Origin of the sequence: Curtobacterium poinsettiae, assembly GCF_047226435.1 — a bacterium.
GTDB lineage: Bacteria > Actinomycetota > Actinomycetes > Actinomycetales > Microbacteriaceae > Curtobacterium > Curtobacterium poinsettiae.
Genome location: NZ_CP178434.1, coordinates 2,711,707 through 2,727,708 on the forward strand (window position 1 = coordinate 2,711,707; position 16,002 = coordinate 2,727,708).

10 protein-coding genes are annotated in these 16,002 nt (G+C 71.7%); all 10 read right to left on the bottom strand.

Going from position 1 to position 16,002, the window contains the following annotated elements; all coding sequences use genetic code 11:
* Positions 1 to 62 precede the first annotated feature (62 nt).
* Positions 63 to 869 carry a 4'-phosphopantetheinyl transferase family protein gene (locus tag ACL00U_RS12800; RefSeq protein WP_056070424.1) on the bottom strand — a complete coding sequence of 269 codons (807 nt, stop codon included), beginning with the start codon at positions 867 to 869 and terminating at the stop codon, positions 63 to 65.
* On the bottom strand, positions 866 to 1,663 hold the full coding sequence (locus ACL00U_RS12805; RefSeq protein WP_017888437.1) for an ABC transporter permease: 798 nt from the start codon (positions 1,661 to 1,663) through the stop codon (positions 866 to 868). The genes ACL00U_RS12800 and ACL00U_RS12805 overlap by 4 nt, the downstream gene beginning before the upstream one ends.
* The gene (locus ACL00U_RS12810; RefSeq protein WP_017888436.1) at positions 1,660 to 2,676 is read right to left on the bottom strand and encodes a daunorubicin resistance protein DrrA family ABC transporter ATP-binding protein; all 1,017 of its coding nucleotides are present in this window, start codon (positions 2,674 to 2,676) and stop codon (positions 1,660 to 1,662) included. The genes ACL00U_RS12805 and ACL00U_RS12810 overlap by 4 nt, the downstream gene beginning before the upstream one ends.
* Positions 2,673 to 2,882 carry an MbtH family protein gene (locus ACL00U_RS12815; RefSeq protein WP_017888435.1) on the bottom strand — a complete coding sequence of 70 codons (210 nt, stop codon included), beginning with the start codon at positions 2,880 to 2,882 and terminating at the stop codon, positions 2,673 to 2,675. The genes ACL00U_RS12810 and ACL00U_RS12815 overlap by 4 nt, the downstream gene beginning before the upstream one ends.
* Positions 2,879 to 13,372, bottom strand: a complete 10,494-nt coding sequence (locus tag ACL00U_RS12820; protein WP_412873465.1) for an amino acid adenylation domain-containing protein — start codon at positions 13,370 to 13,372, stop codon at positions 2,879 to 2,881. The genes ACL00U_RS12815 and ACL00U_RS12820 overlap by 4 nt, the downstream gene beginning before the upstream one ends.
* A gap of 76 nt (positions 13,373 to 13,448) precedes the next feature.
* On the bottom strand, positions 13,449 to 13,661 hold the full coding sequence (locus ACL00U_RS12825) for a hypothetical protein (RefSeq protein ID WP_139179817.1): 213 nt from the start codon (positions 13,659 to 13,661) through the stop codon (positions 13,449 to 13,451).
* 188 nt (positions 13,662 to 13,849) lie between these two features.
* Complete coding sequence (locus ACL00U_RS12830; RefSeq protein WP_071251980.1) at positions 13,850 to 14,278, bottom strand: hypothetical protein; 429 nt, start codon at positions 14,276 to 14,278, stop codon at positions 13,850 to 13,852.
* 67 nt (positions 14,279 to 14,345) lie between these two features.
* Positions 14,346 to 14,807 carry a hypothetical protein gene (locus tag ACL00U_RS12835; RefSeq protein ID WP_071251979.1) on the bottom strand — a complete coding sequence of 154 codons (462 nt, stop codon included), beginning with the start codon at positions 14,805 to 14,807 and terminating at the stop codon, positions 14,346 to 14,348.
* A gap of 284 nt (positions 14,808 to 15,091) precedes the next feature.
* Positions 15,092 to 15,397, bottom strand: coding sequence for a hypothetical protein (locus ACL00U_RS12840; protein ID WP_139179816.1), 306 nt, complete (start codon positions 15,395 to 15,397; stop codon positions 15,092 to 15,094).
* Positions 15,398 to 15,464: 67 nt separating this feature from the next.
* A complete protein-coding gene (locus tag ACL00U_RS12845) occupies positions 15,465 to 15,998 on the bottom strand; it encodes a hypothetical protein (RefSeq protein ID WP_017888427.1) in 534 nt (177 codons plus the stop codon).
* Positions 15,999 to 16,002 lie beyond the last annotated feature (4 nt).

Here is a 16,002-nt window from a genome sequence, read left to right on the forward strand (position 1 = left end):
TGCGCCAGGAGGCGGACGGGAGGACCGGTGCCAGCTTGCACCGTCCCTCCAGGCCCGGCTGCTCACGCTGTCGCTGCAGGGACGCTGGCTGCCGTGTCGCGGCGGACGTCCGGCTGCACCGGTTCGGCCCCCTGTCGGTCCATCCTCCAGGGGCGGATCGGGGTCGGGTGCGCCGCCGCGATCGAGGCAGCCGCCCGGCGACCGGCGTTGATGGTGACGGTCCACGCCGTCGCGAGCCGCGGGTCGGCTGACTGCGCCACGGGGCGCCATCCGAGGAGGGGAGCTGCCGTCGTGACGCCGGCCGATGCCGCGGCGACGCGGAGCCCTGACGGTTCGCCGCGCAAGCCGACACCGACTGACTTGAGGAGTGCCTCCTTGTCGGTCCACACCTGGACCCGGTGGACGAGGCCATCGCGTCCGGTCGGCATCGCCGCCCGCTCTGACGGGTGCAGCGCGTAGTCGTCGAACCCGTCCCACAGGGTCTCGGGGTACTCCTCGACGTCGACCCCGAGCCGAGCCGCGTCATCGCCGACAGCAACGAGCACCAGTCGTCCAGAGGTCGAGGTGGACGCGGAGGACCCAGCGATACGAGGGCGACCGTGCGGCGCGCTGCAGTGCTCGCAGGTCCGGTCCACCGGGACGGACGCGGCGTCGGACCACGAACGGCCCTGCACGGCGCAGGCCAGGAACCGGAGCGCGAGTCGCCCGGCGAGGGTCCGCCGTCGATCCAGGTCTGCTCGCCTGCTGTCGGCAGCGGCACGATCGGCTGCGCTGACGAGCGAGGCAGCACCCGCGCCGCCCGTCGATCCGAGCAGGCGATCCCCGGTGGCGAGGACGTCGTCGACGGTGGTCAGCAGGAGATGGATCACCGCTTGCTGATGCGTCGGTACTGCACGACGGCGATGGGTGCGAAGACAGCGATGATGGCGACGCAGCACAAGGACGCGTAGAGCAGCGCGTTGTCGGCCGGCCATCCGTGCCCGACGGCGAACCCGGACGGCGGCTCGTTCCCGAAGCCCCGCCGCACCGCGGTGGCGACGGCGGTGACGGGGTTCCACTCGGCGACCACCCGGAGCGGACCGGGGAGCATGTCGGCGGACACGAACGCTCCGGAGACGAAGCACACGGGGAACAGCCAGAGCAGGCCGAGGGACTGTGCGACCTCGACGCTGCGAGCGGTCAGCGCGATGAACGCCCCGATCCAGGACGTCGCGAACGCGAAGAGCAGCAGCAGCCCGAACGTCAGCACCACGGACCCGATGTCGGAGTGCACACGCCAGCCGATCACCAGGCCGCACGCGATCACGACGACGATCGAGATGGCGTTCGTCATGAGGTCCGAGGTCGTGCGCCCGAGGATGACCCCGACCCGCGACATCGGCAGGGCCCGGAACCGGTCGATGAGGCCCGTCTGCAGGTCCTTCGCCAGGTACACGGCGGTGAAGGACGAGTTGAAGGTCAGCGTCTGCGCGAGGACACCGCCGATGAGGAACTCGCGGTAGTCGTCTCCGCCGAGTGCGTCGGCGAACACGAACCCGAGGATGAGCACGAAGATGATGGGCTGCGCGACACCGGTCACCAGCGCCCCGGGCGTTCGGCGGACGCCGAGCATGTTCCGTCGGGCGATGACCCGGCCGTCGCGGAGGACGCTCGCGATGCTCATCGGCTCGCCTCCGTCGGTCCCCCGGCGATCACCGGGTCGGGCTCGGAGGACCTCGCCCCCACCGCTGCGACGGGCGCGTCCGGATCAGCTGGCGTCCCGGTCAGCTGCAGGAAGACCTCGTCGAGCGTCGGCTGCCGGAGTGCCGCTTCGGACGTCTCGAGCCCGACGGCTCGGAGTGCGCCGACGACGTCGAGGAGATCACTGCTGCCTCCGCCGGCACCGACGGTGAGGCGACCCACTCGCCTGTCGACGGCGGGTTCGTGACCCACCCGACGGACAGCGTCCACGGCAAGGTCGATGTCGCTACCGGGGGCGAGCACGATGTCGAGCCGTGCTCCGCCGGTCTGGGCCTTGAGTTGCGCGGCCGTGCCCTCTGCGATGATGCGTCCTCCGTCGATGACCGCGATGGAGTCAGCGAGCTGGTCGGCTTCCTCGAGGTACTGGGTGGTGAGGAGCACGGTGGTCCCACCTGATGCCAGCGACTCGATCGCGTCCCAGGTGTCGCGACGACCGCGGGGGTCCAGCCCGGTGGTCGGTTCGTCGAGGATGACGACCGGGGGCCGGGCGACGATCGCCCCGGCCAGGTCGAGCCGGCGGCGCATCCCCCCCGAGTACGTGCCCGCACGTTTGTCGTCGGGGACGTCGTCGAGGCGGAACTCCCGGAGGAGCTCACGTGCTCGAGCCTTCGCGTCCTTCCGACGCATGCCGTACAGCTCGCCGACCATCGTCAGGTTCTCGAAGCCGGTGAGCTTCTCGTCGACCGCTGCGTACTGGCCGGACACGCCGAGACGCTGTCGCACGGCGTGGCCTTCGGTCAACACCGATCGTCCGGCGACGAAGGCGTCGCCGGAGTCGGGCTGCAGCAGCGTCGTGAGGACGCGCACGGTCGTCGTCTTGCCGGCGCCGTTGGGCCCGAGGAGCCCTTGCACCGTGCCCTCGGGCACCTCGAGTTCGACGCCGTCGAGCGCCTGGTGGGTCCCGAACCGCTTCGTGATCCCTCGTACGGAGATCACGACGCGACGCGGGTGCTCTCGAAGGACGGTGTGATGTCGTGCCAGTGCTCCGACACGTAGTCGGTGCACGCCGTCTTGACGGCGGGACCGAACACGGCGACCCACCCTCGGGGAACGTCGGCGAACTCGGGCCAGAGCGAGTGCTGTCCGGCTTCGTTCACGAGCACCCGGAAGGTGCCGTCCTGATCGTCGAACGGGTTCGTCACGGTCGATGCTCCTCTGGGTCAGCTGCAGGGGTGTTCCCACCTGGGTCTTCGGAGCCGGCGCCGAGTCGGTTCGCTCTGCGTGCGTCGGTGTGTCGGACGTTCTCGAGGAGGTGGTCGAGCACCGGTGCGACGTCGTCGAGTGCCCGGTCGGTGAGCATGTCCTGGTGACGGGCTCCCACGGAACTCGACGTCACCGTCCCGGTGACGAACTGCTCCCACACCGCGGGGGCCGGACGGTTCGCGGGGACGTCCTCGGTCGCGGCGAACACGTGGAGATCACCGTGGACGACGGGGACCGGAGCGTCGTCGAGGAGCTCCCCGAGCCGGCGGAACCGCCGCACCATGCGGTCGACGACGGGGCCCGGAACGTCGGCCAGCGGGTTGCCAGCCTCAGCGAGGAGGGAGAGCACCCGTTCGCCGTCGAGGTGGCCAGCAGGAGGCGTCACACCGTTCGCGTCGAGGAAACCGCGCCACATGTCATCGGTGTCGGCCACACCGTCGAACGCTGATGCTTCGGTCGGGTACGCGTCGAGCACCGCGAGGAGCGCCACCTCTTCGCCCTCGGCCTGCAGCCGCGCCGCGATGTGGTGCGCAAGCCGGCCGCCGAACGAGTACCCGGTGAGCAGGTAGGGGCCGTGGGGTTGCTCGCCGCGGATGGCGGTGACGTACTCGGTGAGCAGCTCGTCCAACGATCCGGCCGTCGCGGGTTCCGGACGGTCCGGCGCGATCCCGGGCATCTGGACGCCGAGGATCGGTCGGGTCGTGGCCAGACGAGCGACGAACGTGGAGAACTTCCACGCGACGCCGCTCGCAGGGTGCACCGCGAACACGGGGGCACCCTGCCCGGTGGGCCGGAGGGGCAGGATCGTCCGGAGCGACTCCGCCACGTCCGCACCGCCGGACTCGACCAAGGCGGCGAGTCCGGCCACGGTCGGCGCTTGGAAGAGCGCCTGCACGGGCAGGTCCGCGTCGAGGGCTTCGTTGACCGCCTGGATCGTCGGCTGCGCGACGAACGAGTGACCGCCCAGCGCGAAGAAGGAATCGTCGGCGCGGACGCCGTCGACACCGAGTGTCGCGGCGAACGCCGCGGCGATCGCGAGTTCCGCGGGTCCGCTCGGAGCCGCCCCGGCACCGCCACCGATCCGGAGCTCGGGGAGTGCCCGCACGTCGACCTTCCCGTTCGGCGTCAGCGGGACGGCGTCGATCGCCGCGATCCCGGCGGGCACCATGTAGTCGGGTACACGGGAGCGGAGACGGTCGGACAGTGCGGTGAGGAACGCATCGGAGGCGACTCCGTCCGTCACGACCCAGGCGCCGAGTTCCGTGCCGCGTGCGGTGTCGACCGGACGGACCACGGCGTGCGTGACGCCGCCGGCACCGCGCAGGACCGCCTCGACCTCGCCGGGTTCGACACGGTGGCCACGGATCTTCACCTGCCCGTCACTGCGGCCCAGGGAGACGACGCCGGGACGCTCGTCCCCGTCGGCGTCTCGTCGGACGACGAGGTCACCGGTCCGGTACATCCGCGATCCGTCCGAGGCGAAGGGGTCGGCCACGAACCGCTCGGCGCTCGAGCCGGGCCGGCCGCGGTAGCCGTGCGCCAGCTGCTCGCCCGCCAGCCACAGCTCACCGACGCTGCCGACCGGGGTCGGGCGCAGGCGGGAGTCGAGGACGTACCCGACGGTGTCGACCGTCGTCGCGCCGAGTACCGGGGCGGGGCTGTCGGCCACCCTCGCCACCATGGAGTCGACGCCGACCTCGGTCGGACCGTACAGGTTCCACGCTGCGACGGCCGGCCGGTCGCGCAGCCACGACCAGAGACCTGCGTCGAGCGGTTCGCCACCGAGCAGGAGCACGAACGGGTCGGCCTCGTCGCGGTCATCGAACAGCGCTTCGAGCTCCGTCTGTCCGGCGAGGGCGGTGACGTAGCTCGGCGTGGTCTCCCACGCACTGATCCGACGCTCGGCGAGGAGCGCGACGAGGGCCTGGGGGTCGCGCCGGGTGGAGTCGTCGACGACGTGCACCTCGTGGCCTGCTGCGAGCCAGACCACGGGGTCCATCGCCGCGTCGAACCCGACGCCGGTGGTGTGCGCGACGCGGACGCGTCGTTCCTCGGGGTCGGGCAGGAGCGTCGCACGGTGGCTCGACAACAGCGCGGCCAGCGCGCGGTGCGGCACCTGCACGGCCTTCGGCTCGCCCGTCGTACCGGACGTGAACACCAGGTAGGCGGGGTCGTCGAGCCGCGGCGGCTCGACGCGCGCCGGCACGGCGGGCCCCGATGCCGCATCGTCGTCGATCCGGAGCAGCCGGTCCGACGGCACGCCCGCGTCGGACGCTGCGAGGGTCGCCACGTCCGCAGGTGTGGTGTCCGTCGTCCCGCCGCCGACGCCGTGGTGCAGCACCAGACGCACGTCGGCGCTCCGCAGCATCGTGGCGATCCGGTCGCGGGGCAGCTCGACGTCGATCGGAGCGGCGACCGCGCCGGCGCGCCACGCCGCGAGGAGCGCGGCGACGGTGTCGACGCCACGGCCCAGGGGCAGCGCGACGACGTCGCCGCGTCGGAGCCCGGCGGCGATCATCCGGGCCGCGATCCCGTCGACGCGAGCGTCGAGTTCCGCCGTGGTGAGCGAGACGCCTCCGGCCACGACGGCGGGTGCGGTCGGGCGGGCGGCGACGGAGTCGGCGAACGCCTCGAGGATCGACTGCTGCCGGTGGTCGGTCGCGGCCGGCCAGGCATCGAGGCGCCCGGTGCCGGCCTGCACGGGGACGTCGAGGAGCGGCCGCCGGGGGGCGGTGGCCGCTGCTGCCAGGAACGCCGTCCACCGTTCGACGAACCCTCGCGCCGCGCGATCGCTGAACATCGACGCGTCGTACTCCAGGACGCCGTCGACCTCTCCCGAGGAACGCGGGCGCAGGACGAACGACAGGTCGACCTTGGCTGCTCCGGTGCTGTCGGGCTCGAGTCGGTCGGTCGTCACGCCGGGCAGCGAGATCGAGACCCCGCTGTCCTCCTCCACCGAGAGCATGGTCTGGAAGAGCGGGTGTCGTCCGAGTCGACGTTCGGGGGCCATCGCCTCGACGATGCGCTCGAACGGCACCGACTCGTGCTCGATGGCGTGGAGTGTTGCGGCTCGGGCCCGTTCGATGGTCGCGACCAGGTCCGGTGCGTCGGTCATCCCGATGCGCAGCGGCAACGTGTTCACGAAGAAGCCCACGAGGTCAGCGGTGTCCGGGTCGGACCGCCCGGCGGACGGTGATCCGATCACCACGTCGTCACCGGCACCGATGCGGTGCAGGTAGCCGGCGAGCCCGGCGAGCCACGCGTGGAAGCTGCTGGCCTGCGCCTGTCCGGCAGCGGCGTGCACCGCGGAGACGACGTCCTCGGGCAGTGTGAATCGCAGTTGCCGGGCAGCTCGGGTCGCCGACTCCGGCCGACGTCCGTCAGCAGGCAGGGCGAGCTCGTCCGGGATGCCGGCGAGCTGCTCGACCCACGCCGACAACGACGCGTCGTGCCGTCCACCGTCGGATTCCAGGAGGGCGCGCTGCATCCGCGCGAAGTCGGCGTACTGCACCTCGAGCGGACGCTGCGCACGCGCCGTGCTCCCGGTCCGCGCGGCGTACGCGGTGGCGATGTCGCGCGCCAGCGGGCCGAGCGAGGCCCCGTCCGTGGCGATGTGGTGGATCAACAGGTCGAGACGCCACTGCTGGTCTCCCGTCGCCACGAGCCCGGCCCGGACAGGCAGGTCCACCGTGAGGTCGAAGCCCGCTGAGGTGTCGACCGCGGCGCTGGTGACGATGCCCGGCACCACGTCGTGGATGCGCTGGACCGGCTGACCGTCGACTTCCGGGTACGTCGTCCGGAGGATCTCGTGCCGGACGACCACGTCGTCGACGGCGTCGGCGAACGCGTCCGTGTCGAGATCGCCGCGGAACGTCGCCTGCAACAGCACGGAGTAGTCGGTGGAGGTGGGGTCGAGCCGGTTGAGGAACCACAGCCGCGCCTGGTTCGGCGACAGCGGCAGCTGCTCGCCTTCCCGTCGCGGGTGCTGCGCGGCCCACGCGCGGAGCGCCGGGTCGGTCTGCCGGTCGCCCTGCTGGGTGGCGGCTCCCGCTGATCCGACCGCGGCGAGGAGACCTGCCGGGGTGGGGGCGTCGAAGATGCTGCGGAGGGGCAGCGTGGCACCGAGTTCGTCCCGGACGCGCCCGATCAGCCCGACCGCGAGCAGCGAGTGTCCACCGAGCGCGAAGAAGTCGTCGTGCATGCCGACGTCGCGCACACCGAGCACTTCGCCGAACACCCGCGACATCGTCCGCTCGTCGTCGCTCACGGGCTGGCCGTCGCCGCCGGTCGAGGTCGGTTCGGGCAGCGCGGCGGTGTCCACCTTGCCGTTGGGGGTCAGCGGGATCGCGTCGACGACGGCGATGGCCGAGGGGACCATGTAGTCGGGGAGATCGGCGGCGACGGATCGGCGGACACCCTGTTCGTCGACGGTCCCGACGACCCACGCGACGAGCCGTGCGGTGTCCGGTCCGCCGGGCACGACGACACGAGCAACGGCAGCCTCGACGCCGTCGATCCGTTCGAGGGCCTGGGTGACGTCGGCCAGCTCGATCCGGTACCCGCGGAGCTTGACCTGGTCGTCGTCACGGCGGAGGAAGTCGAGTTCCCCGGTGACGCGGCGACGCACGACGTCGCCGGTGCGGTACATCCGGGTGCCGTCTCCCTGGGGGTCGGCGACGAAGCGGCTGGCGGTCTCGGCGGACCGTCCGCGGTAGCCGTGCGCGAGGGAGCTGCCCGACAGGTAGAGCTCTCCCTCGACTCCGGGCGGCACCGGCTGCAGGAAGTCGTCCAGGACGCGGGCCGTCACGTTCGCGATCGGCCGTCCGATGGTGACGGCGCCGGGCTCGATCCGCGCGACGACGGCGTCGACCGTGCTCTCGCTCGGTCCGTAGAGGTTCCAACCGTCGATGTGGTCGGCTTCGGCGACCTCGTTCCAGAAGTCCGCGGGGACGGCTTCTCCACCCACCGCGACGGTCAGGTGACCGTCGCGCTCCGCGACGGCGTCGAAGAGTCCGACCGCGGCCAGCTGACGGGCGTACGACGGCGTGGTCTCGATCACGTCGATGCCGTGCTCGACCACGTCTCGAACGACCGTCTCCGCGTTCGTCCGGGTGGCGTCGTCGGCCACCTCGAGCGTCGTGCCGGCGACGAGCCAGACGATCGGGTCCCACGCCGCGTCGAAGCCGAGCCCGGACAGGTGCAGCATCCGCGGGGCTCGACCACCGACGCGGTCGCGGACCGGACGGATCATCGCGTCCTCGTGCTGCGCGAGCACGTTGGCGAGTGCCGCGTGGGACACCTGCACGCCCTTCGGCGTCCCGGTGGTCCCCGACGTGTAGACCAGGTAGGCGACGTCCTCCGGTGCAGGGGCGACGGGAGCTGCGGCGTCGCCGACGTCACGGTTGAGCGCCGAGGGCGCGACGACCTGCACGGGCACCCCTGCCGCGTCGGCGACCGACCAGGTGCGCTCCGCGTCGTGGGCGACCACGACGGTCGGTTCCGCCCCGGCGAGGATCTGACCGATGCGCGCGTCCGGGTAGGCGACGTCGATCGGCACCGCCACAGCACCGGCCCGAAGGACGCCGAGCACCACTGCGATCGCGTCGGAACTGCGCCGGAGGGCGACGGCGACGCGGTCACCACGACGCACGCCGAGGCGCGCCAGATTGGTCGCGACCGCGGTCGTCTGCACTGCCAGGTCGGCGAAGGACACCGTCCCGGCGGTGTCGACAAGTGCGTCTGCGTCGGGCGAGCTCGCAACCGTGGTGTCGAGGCGGTCGAGCACGGTCCCCGTCACGACGAACGTCCGGCCACGCGACTGGTGGTCGAGTTCGAGGGCGGTCTCAGCGTCCACGTTCGGGATGTCGGACAGGCGACGGTGCGGACCCTCGACGAAGGCGGTGAGCACGCGGTCGAGCGCGTCGCGGAGCCGCGTGACGGTCGTCTCGTCGAACAGTGTCGCGTCGTACCCGAACGTGACGACGATTCCACCGTCGTCACCACCGGGGGTCGTCACGTCGAGGAGCAGGTCCGTCTTCACCCCGGCACTGGTGGACTGGGCGGGGACCGTCACCGCGACGTCGCCGAGATCGAGGGCCGCCGGCCGGGTGTTCTGCAGTGTCAGCATCACCTGGAACACCGGGTGACGACCGACCGACCGGGGTGGCCGGACGGCGTCGACGACAGCATCGAACGGGACGTCCTGGTGGGCGTACGCCGCGGAGTTGCCCGATCGGATCCGTTCGAGCAGGTCCTCGACGCTCGGATCACCGTCGAGCGAGGTGCGGAGCGCGACGGTGTTGACGAAGAAGCCGACCAGGTCGTCGAGCTGCGCGTCCGTCCGTCCGGCGACCGGGGTCCCGATGACGACGTCCTCACCCGCGCCGTGCTGCTGGAGCACGGCGGCGACGGCTGCGTGCAGCACGATGAACAGACTGGTGCGGTGGTCCCCGGCGAAGCGGCGGAGCTCGGCGTGCCGCGCGGGGTCGAGGGTCAGCTCCACCGCACCGACGGTCTGTCGAACGGTTCCGTCGTCGACGGAACGTGCGCGGTTCCGGGGCAGGGAGATCTCGTCCGGCGCGCCCGCGAGTGCCATCCGCCAGAACGCCAGCTGCTGGGCGAGTTCGCTCGAGGGGTCATCGGCGTCGCCGAGCTGTTCCCGCTGCCACAGTGTGAAGTCGGCGTAGTCGACCGGCAGCGGCAGCCACGCTGGTTCGGTCCCGGCGACACGGGCCGCGTACGCGGTCCCGAGGTCGCGGGCGAAGGGTGCGAGCGACCACCCGTCCGACGCGATGTGGTGCATCGTCGCGACGAGCACGTGGTGGTCGTCGTCGATGCGGAGCAGCACCGCGCGGAGTGGCGTCTCGCTCGTGACGTCGAACCCACGCGTCGCCTCGGCGCGGACGACGTCGTCGATGCGGTGCTCGGGGACCGTGACCGTCAGGAACGGCGGTTCGGCGGCAGCACCCTCGAGGACCTGCTGCACCGGCCCGTCGCCCACGAACGGGACGATCGTCCGGAGCGGCTCGTGCCGCATCGCGACGTCCACGAACGCTGCGCGCAGGGCCTCGGCGGACAAGGGACCGTCGAGGCGGAGCACGACGGGGATGTTGTAGGCGGCGGAGTCCGGTTCGAGGCGGTTCAGGAACCACAGTCGCCGCTGCGTGAGCGACAACGGCATCGTGTCCGGGCGCGTCCTCCGTGCCAGGCGGGCTGCGCGATCGGTCGGCGTGCCCGTGTCGAGTGCTCCGACGAGAGCAGCCACGGTCGGCCGTTCGAACACGTCCCGCACGGTGATCGTCCGGTCGAACTGTTCCGACAGACGCGCGGCGAGCCGGGTTGCCAGCAGGGAGTGGCCGCCCGCTGCGAAGAAGTCGTCGTCGATCCCGACCGCGGAGACCCCGAGGACCTCGGCGAACACCGCAGCGGCGACGCGCTCGTCGTCGTTCCGTGGCGGCAGCACCGTGCCGGAACCCGACAGCTCCGGTGCTGGCAGCGCGCGACGATCGAGCTTGCCGTTCGGCGTCACGGGCATCTCGCGGAGCGCGACGACGACCGAGGGGACCATGTAGTCGGGGACGTCGGAGCGCATGCCCTCCCGGACCGCCGCCGGGAGGTTCCCGAGGTCGCCGTCGGAGGTGACGTAGCCGACGATGCGACTGGAAGGACCCTCGCCCAGCACGACGGCCGCTGCGAGGTCCACCCCGGGGTGGCGGATCATCGCGGCCTCGACCTCGGCGAGCTCCACGCGGTAGCCACGGATCTTGACCTGGTCGTCGATGCGTCCCACGAACCGCAGGGACCCGTCACGGCGACGACGGACCACGTCTCCCGTGCGGTACATGCGGGAACCGTCGGCGGAGAACGGATCAGCCACGAACCGCTCGGCGCTGAGCCCGGGCTGTCCCACGTAGCCCTCTGCCACGTTCGCCCCGGCGAGGTAGAGCTCGCCGACGGCGCGGTCGGGTACCGGTGTGAGGGCAGCGTCGAGGATGTAGTGCCGCGTGTTCCGCACTGACGAGCCGATGTGCGGCGGGCGTCCCGGTTCCAGCACTGCGGTGAGACTGTCCACCGTGGCCTCGGTGGGGCCGTAGAGGTTGATGGCGTGCACGTCGTCGCGGTGGGCCAGTGCGTCCCACAGGGCCGGGCCGACCGCTTCGCCCCCGACGGCGATCTCCGTGGGGTGGACATCGGCGTCGAGCATGCCCGCGGCGAGCAGTGCCTCCGCGAAGGACGGGGTGGTCTCGATGGCGTCGATCCGGTGGCGGACGAAGTACTCGACGAGTCGCTCGGGGTCACGACGCACGTCGTCGGCGACGACGTGCAGCTCATGTCCGGCGAAGAGCCAGAGCAGCGGATCCCACGCCGCGTCGAACGACAGGCCAGCGGTGTGCGCGACGCGGAGCGGCCGGCCGAGCCGCGCTTCGGCCGGGTCGAACATCTCGGCCCGGTGGTGCTGGAACAGGTTCCGCAGGGCGGCCCGGTTCACGCCGACGCCCTTCGGGCGCCCGGTGCTCCCGGAGGTGAAGACGATGTAGGCGAGCGCGTCCGGGGCGATCGCTGGCAGAGCACTCGGGTCGTCCGTCCGGCGTCGCCACACCGTGGTGTCGGCGTCGACCGGGAGCGAGGGAACCTGCCAGGAGGCGCCGGCGGCCCGGTCACGGACGAGCTGCGCGCTGCTCGTGAGGACCAGCGTCGGACTCGCGTCCTCGATCATCCCGGCGACCCGGTCGGTCGGGTACTCCGGGTCGAGCGGGACGTAGACCGCGCCGGCGCGCAGCACGGCGAGGACGAGCATCGGCAGGAGAGCACTGCGCTCGATGCGGACGGCGACCCGGCTCCCGGGAACCACGCCTTCGCGGATCAGGTGGTGCGCGAGTCGTGTCGCGTCGGCGTCGAGCGCCGCGAACGTCGTCGTGCCGTCCTCGGCGACGACGGCGAGGTCGTCCGGGCGTCGACGGGCGACGTCGGCGAACGCCTCCATGACCGGTTCCGGGTCGAGGGTGACGGTCTCCCCGGCACCTTGGCCGAGGAGGAGCGGGACCTCGTCCTCGTCGAGGATCGTCGCGCCCGTGACGGTGAGACCCTCGGGGCAGCCGACCACACGGTCGACGAACGCGAGAAACCGGTCCGCGTGCTCGGCGAGACTCGCCGTCGTGTGGAGCTCAGCGTCGCCTTCGAGCTGCAGGGTTGCGGTGGCAGCGTCGCTGGACAGCCCCGACAGGACGATGGAGAGGTCGTGGACCGGACCCGTCGAGAGGATGTTCACCGCGCCGACGGCGTCGGCGAAGCGGATCTCGTCGATGACGGGCAACAGGTTCACCGAAGGCCCCGCGTGCCGAGGTGCCCCGGCGAGGGACTCGACGCGGAAGCGCTGGTGTCCGACAGCGCTCCGGACGACGTCGCCAGCATGGGCGATGATGTCCGAGATCTCGGCGTTCGCGGGGACGTCGATCCGCAGCGGCAGGATGTTCGAGAGCATGGACGGGGTGCTCTTCGCCACTCTTCCCCGTCGGGCGGTGACCGGGAGCCCGAGCGCGACACGCTCCTCCCCCGTGATCTTCGCCATGTACAGGGCGACGATGGCGACGACAGTCTTGGGGAGGTCCCGGCCGAGTGCTGTGAGGCGTGCAGCACGCGCGTCGTCGAGGGGCACGGCGACCCGCACGATGGACCTCGCGGCCGACCTCGCGGTGCCCTCGAGGCCGGCGACCGTTGCGTCGTCGTCCAGTGCGCCGCGCCAGTAGGCCTCGTCGGCGTCACGCTGCGCGGATGCTTCGTACTCGGCGATGTCACGGTGGAGTTCGTCCAACCCGGGAAGCACCGACGGCCGCCGGGCGGCGAGGTGTGCGCGGGGCTCGGCAGCGACGTCGAGGCCCCGGCTCGACGGTGCGGGCTGCGAAAGACGGGTGTACACCTCGGCCATGTACCGCAGCGCGATGACCGCCGAGTAGCCGTCGAGCAGCAGGTGGTGCACCCGTTGGAAGAGCAGCGACCGGGTGTCCGTGATCTGGAACAGGACCGCGCCGAACAGGTCGTCACCCTGCAGATCGCGCGGGGTCTCCATCGCCCGGTCCATGGACGCCATCGCCTCGGAGAGCGCCGCCTCCGGATCGAGGTGACGCAAATCGACGACCTGCACGACGTCGTCGGTCGGACGCGGACGGACGATGACCCCGTAGGGACCGTCCGCGTCCGACCGGACGCGCATGGACAGCGCGTCGAGGTCGGCGACCACCGTGTTCAGCGCGATCCGGACGAGCCGCTGGTCGAGCGCGCCCCGGAGGTCGAGGTACTGCCCGATCTGGTACGTCGCGTTCGACGGGTCCAGCTGCTGGGCGTACCAGATGCCTCGTTGCGCGGAGGTCAACGGGACGCGGATGCCGGCCTCCTGCTCGTCCCGGTCGCCATGGTGGTGCTTGCTCGTCACAGAGAGACTCTTCCTGTCGGGACGCGGCCGCTACCGGGCCGGATCGCGGTTCCGCTGGTTCCGGTTCCTCTGGGCGCTACTGGAACTGACCGATGCGGAGCGAGTCGAGGATCCCGCCGATGTCGATGAGCGGGCCCTGGACGAGGGGGCCCTGGATGAGTGCCGGGGACGTCGCGTTCGTGGAGGTGTCCTCGGCGGCGTTCGCAGCGGTCGCGTTCGTTGCGAGACCGCCGAGCGTCAGCGCCACGGCGATGGTCGCGGTGCTCAGGATGCGGGTGTTCTTCTTCACGGGAAGCTCCTCGTCGACTGTCGGCGGCCGGACTTCGGCCACCGTGGAGTCGTTCGGGGCCACCGTGGTGACCGGTTTGGTCGTTCACACGGTGTTCAGATCGCTCCGCTCGTGCGACCTAGTGTGCGGACACCGTCTCGGCGCACTCGACGGGCCGGCCAGCGGGCGTTGTCCGGGCAGCCGATCAGCTACCGATCTGCCTCGTCCGAGCAGCCCGGCAACGCTGCGATGTCCGGGCACCCGTACTCGTGCCACCCGCCTTGGCCGTAGGTGTCGTAGGCCGCCGTCGACGCGACCGTCGCCCCTGCCCCGTCCGTCTGGACGAAGTACGGGGTCGGATCGCCCTCGGTCGTCCGCCGTACCCAGGCGAGTGACGCCACGTCGCCGGCTCCGCTCGCGTCCGTCAGGCACTGCAGGCTCTCGGCCGGGAGCGCGCCGTCGGTCTCGAGCTCCACTTCGCCGCAATCTGTGCCGGTCGGCGTGCTGACCCAGTCCGGTGCGTCGGCGAGGGTTCTGGCCGACGCGATGGGATCCGCCGGCTGCCGGCTGCACCCCGACAGGAGCGGAAGCACGACCAGCACGAGTCCGACGGCGGTGATGACGAGGCGCTTCTGCACAGGACGAGCATGACCCACCGAAACGCCCCACCGGGTCACGGTCCGGCAACGGATGCACCCCGGCAGGTCAGTGGCTGTCGGTCATCCCGCTGCTGACGTACGAGGAGTCCACCGTGTCGTCGGTGAGCGTGCAGTTGTAGACGGCGTACGGATCGGTGTGCCCGTCGTCGAAGGTGAAGGGGTAGACGAGCTGGTAGGTCCCGTCGCTGCCCGGGTACCCCGACGGGTCGTCCGTAAAGGTCAGGGTGACCCCGGCGTCCGCGGCCCCCTTGCTGCACTCGTCGTAGATGTGCTGCGCGAGCGCCGACGTCCCGGGGGCCTTCGACGGGGACGTCGACGGAGTCTGGTCGTCCGTGGTCGCGGCGTCCGTCGCGGTCGGGGACGGGGACGGGACGGGGGTCTTGTCCCCGGTCATCGCCGTGGTGGCGGACGGCGCCGGAGTCGGGGTGCTCGCAGCACAACCGCTGAGGGCGGCGACCACGACGCAGGCAGCCACCGCGGTGACGCTGAAGCGGGTTCGTGTGTTCATCGGTTCTCTCCTTCGGTGGGAGCAGGGTCGCTCACTGAGAGATGTCGTGCGACGGCCGATCCGGACACGGCGCACCGCGCCAGCGGGGCGACGGCCGTGCCTGGAGGTGGGCCCCACCCGCCGGTACCGGCGCACCGCGCCAGCGGGGCGACGGCCGTGCCGGGAGGTGGGCCCCACCCGCCGGTACCGGCGCACCGCGCCAGCGGGGCGACGGCCGTGCCGGGAGGGACGGTGCCAGCTGGCACCGGGCCTCCCGTCCGCCCTGTGGTCGCGTCGAAGACGCGTCAGCCTTCCCAGGGCCAGTACGTCTGGCAGGTCTCGGGGCTGCCGTTCGTCGAGTTGCACACCTGCACCGGGCCCCAGAGTGCGACGGCGACGAACGCCACCTGTAGCACCAACATGCCCAGGCCGACGATGAACAGGGCGCGGACGCGGCGACGGTCGTCGCGGACGCCGGTCAGCAGCGAGCCGAAGGCGGCGAGCAGCCCGCCTGCCGGGACCACGAGTCCGAGGACGACGGTCACGGTCATCAGGAGCGCGAATTCGCCTCGGGTCGCGCCGAAGCGTCGACCGGTCTGCACTGCAGTCACGGAAGTGAGCTTATTGGCCTTCGGGCCACGCCGATGCGCCCACTTCGGGCGGGCCGCCGACCGCGGTTCAGCCGCCGCTGCGCTCCCGGCGCCGCACCCGCAGCGTGCCGATCCCCTGCACGATGCACAGGACGCCGCTCGCGACGACGATGACCCCGGTCACGATCCGGCCGACGGAGAACCCGCCGAACAGCAGTGGGGCGACCGCAACAGCGATGAAGATCGCGCCCATCACGATGACGACGACCGGGTTCTGGGCGACGAAGAAGTGGCGGCCACCGTTCGCCTCGGCGATGGCGCGGTCACGCGCACGTGGGACGGCGTCGGGGGACCGACCCGCGCGACGATCTGCACGCCGTCGACGGCTGCGCAGGACCAACCACACCGCCGCACCGATGACGACGGCCGCTCCGATCGCGATCCACTCGACGAGCTGGAAGAACCCGAAGACGAGCAGCAGGACGAACCCGACCACGACGCCCGCGAACATGTCCGTGGTCATCCGGTCGGTCCGGCCGTCGACGCTCGTGACGTAGCCGGGGCGACGTTCGTACGGATCGTGCTCGTCCACCGCCGGTCCGTCGGCGCGTTCGGTTCCCATGCAC

What these genes read in the sequence shown, in the direction of transcription:
- ACL00U_RS12845 (WP_017888427.1), bottom strand. Translation starts at nt 15,998, where the DNA reads ATGGGAACCGAACGCGCCGACGGACCGGCGGTGGACGAGCACGATCCG.
- ACL00U_RS12835 (WP_071251979.1), bottom strand. Translation starts at nt 14,807, where the DNA reads ATGAACACACGAACCCGCTTCAGCGTCACCGCGGTGGCTGCCTGCGTC.
- ACL00U_RS12805 (WP_017888437.1), bottom strand. Translation starts at nt 1,663, where the DNA reads ATGAGCATCGCGAGCGTCCTCCGCGACGGCCGGGTCATCGCCCGACGG.